The sequence below is a fragment of the Idiomarina sp. UBA3162 genome, assembly GCF_002364475.1.
In the GTDB taxonomy this organism is placed as follows: domain Bacteria; phylum Pseudomonadota; class Gammaproteobacteria; order Enterobacterales; family Alteromonadaceae; genus Idiomarina.
Genome location: NZ_DEYI01000058.1, coordinates 1 through 2581, shown reverse-complemented (window position 1 = coordinate 2581; position 2581 = coordinate 1). Strand labels below are relative to the sequence as shown.

Below are 2581 nucleotides of genomic sequence, written 5' to 3'. Positions count from 1 at the left end.
ACTGATCTCACCGTCACTAAAACGACCTACAGAGGCGTCTCCAAGTTTGATATATAAGCGGTCAGCAATCTTCTGCGCAAGTTCTGGTGTGGCGTTACCAGCGAAGAGTTTCATGTCAGGCACAACAAACCTCGACTAAATTTGGGTTAATGTCCGGATAAGCGATGAACGGTTCTGGCCCTGCACAACATAACTTTCGGTTAGCGAAAGTTGCGCCTGTGCAGCGATAGCTTGTTGCTGATTCGCAAAGCGAGTGAATAAGCAAGCACCTGTGCCAGTAAGCCGAGTCGGACCATAGTTTAGCAACTGCGCGTGTAGCTTGGCAACTGCGGGATACTGCTTAAGCACCACAGGCTCGAATACATTACTGGTGTTTTGCCAGTGCCATTGTGAGGGGGGTAAAGGCTTGCAGTCGCGTTTAAGGCGCGTATCAGCAAACAATGCAGCGGTTGAAATATTGACTTGAGGTTTGACCACTAAATAGTAGTGTTGGTCGGGTTCAACATCGATAAACTGATCACCAATACCGGTGGCGAAAGCACTATGTCCGTGGACGAAAATCGGCACATCGGCGCCAAGCTCAGCAGCGATAAGTAGTAATTGCGAGGTTGTGAAGGGGTATCCCCACATGTGGTTTAATCCGACTAATGTCGTTGCAGCATCCGACGAGCCACCGCCCAGTCCGGCACCTTGGGGCAGTCGTTTATCAAGGGTGATGCGCACACCGAAATATGGCTGATGCTGTTGCTGGCACTCAAGCACCAGTCGTTGTGCGGCGCGAAACACCAGGTTATCAGCGATAGCAATGTCACTGTCGGAGTCAATAAGCTCAATACGCGGCTCTGCGAGTGGCTCAAAGATTAAGGTATCTTCAATATCGATAAATTGAAACACGGTTTCGAGGTTATGATACCCATCATTACGGCGCCCCGTAATATGTAAAAACAAATTCAGTTTTGCTGGCGCTGGCAACGTCAGCGGTCGGTTTTGCGTATCGGTCATTATGATGCTCTAGTTTGCCAGTTGGTTTAATGAGGGCTGAGTTTCCCAAGACTGTGCTTGGATTTTAAGTTTCAGTCGCGGGGTCTCGGCATGCACCTGTTCGGGTAGCAGTTGCTGTGGTTGATAGAACCAAGTTAACTGCCATTGTTCGCCTTTAGGTGTCCGGTAACGCGCACTAATCAAACGTCCTCGTTGATCAAACGTGAACTGAGTAAACTGGGGGTCGAGTCGGCCCAGTAACCAATCTGGCAACTCTTCGACAGGCAAGCGCATGCCTGTGTAACGATATAATAAAGTGTCTGCGGAATGACTTTCTACCTGCTTGCCGTCGACTTTAATCGACGCACGTGTGGAGCGAATATTCAGATGGGCAAGTTCACCGCGTAGCGGGTGAGTAATTACAACGTCTTGCTCTGCTGGCGTGGAACGCCAGCGCAAGTAGGCGCTGTCCCTATTATTTGATTCGAGTTCTGTCAAGGCAAAACGGCCCGATAGCTGCCATCTATTTATTCGTTGCAAGCGTTGTTGGTGCGCCTTTACTTGTTGATTAGAGATATTCGTAGCTGCACTTTGCTGAGGTGGTTCAGGTATGCTGCAGCCCGTTACAGCTAAGCCACAGACTAACATCAGCAATGTCCAACGAGATAGTTTTAACAGCACAGGGGAGTTCGCCTTTGTGAATTAAAGTGGATCGTTCGTTTAGCTTTGCGTAGTTGACCAGAATTGTCTGTGACTTTCAATAATCCCTGCAATCACGTACAATCCCATCAGCGTTTTCAACCCTCTGTTAGAGTAAACCGCGACTCCGAATGACCATTTCAATATTAGGTATTAACCACAGAACGGCACCTGTCGAATTACGCGAGCGCGTGGCGTTTGGCCCTGTGCAGCTGGAACAGGCATTGTCTGAAATAAAGCAGTTACCGGGTATTGAAGAAGCCGTTATCGTTTCCACTTGCAACCGCACCGAATTGTATTGTCATGGTCATGCTGAACATCAACCGTTATTACACTGGTTGGCGCAATTCCACGGCATTGGACCGAGCGAATTAGAACAACACCATTATTTTCATACTCAGGAAGATGCTGTAGCGCACTTGATGAGTGTCGCGAGCGGCTTAGATTCGTTGGTGTTAGGTGAACCGCAAATTTTAGGGCAGGTCAAACAAGCCTATCAACAAGCGAAACACTTCAGTGTAGTCGGTGGAATTCTAGAACGGCTCTTTCAAAATACCTTTCGTGTGGCTAAAGCTGTTAGAAATGAGACTGAAGTAGGTCAGAATGCCGTGTCAGTTGCATTTGCTGCGGTGAGTTTAGCAAAACATATTTTTGGTGATTTAAAACATTCGAATGTATTGCTAGTCGGTGCTGGGGATACCTCTGAGTTGGTTGCGCAGCATCTTGTGCAGCAAGGCGTAAGCTCACTGAGTGTGGCTAATCGCACGTTGCAGCGCGCAACGGAACTGGCTCAACGGGTGGGTGCCGAGGCACACAGTCTGAGTCAGTTAGGTGAGTTATTACCGAATGCAGATATCGTTGTTAGTTCGACCGCCAGCACTTTACCTATTATTGGTAAAGG

At 48.4% G+C, this 2581-nt stretch carries 4 protein-coding genes; 1 reads left to right on the top strand and 3 read right to left on the bottom strand.

Annotation, left to right across the window (positions count from 1 at the left end; all coding sequences use genetic code 11):
- From B2X00_RS07425 to lolB, 3 genes are all read right to left on the bottom strand, one after another.
- Nucleotides 1–114, bottom strand: a 114-nt coding sequence (locus B2X00_RS07425) for a ribose-phosphate pyrophosphokinase-like domain-containing protein (protein WP_414653718.1), incomplete at its 3' end; no start/stop codon positions are given.
- A gap of 21 nt (nucleotides 115–135) precedes the next feature.
- A complete protein-coding gene (gene ispE, locus B2X00_RS07420) occupies nucleotides 136–1002 on the bottom strand; it encodes a 4-(cytidine 5'-diphospho)-2-C-methyl-D-erythritol kinase (protein ID WP_290486840.1) in 867 nt (288 codons plus the stop codon).
- 9 nt (nucleotides 1003–1011) lie between these two features.
- The gene (lolB, locus tag B2X00_RS07415; RefSeq protein WP_290486838.1) at nucleotides 1012–1662 is read right to left on the bottom strand and encodes a lipoprotein insertase outer membrane protein LolB; all 651 of its coding nucleotides are present in this window, start codon (nucleotides 1660–1662) and stop codon (nucleotides 1012–1014) included.
- Nucleotides 1663–1811: 149 nt separating this feature from the next.
- On the opposite strand from lolB, the gene hemA reads away from it, so the two are divergent.
- A partial coding sequence (gene hemA / locus B2X00_RS07410) for a glutamyl-tRNA reductase (RefSeq protein WP_290486836.1) occupies nucleotides 1812–2581 on the top strand: 770 nt, incomplete at its 3' end.

Excerpts from the sequence above, each read along its gene's own strand:
- ispE (WP_290486840.1), bottom strand. The coding sequence starts at position 1,002 with ATGACCGATACGCAAAACCGACCGCTGACGTTGCCAGCGCCAGCAAAA.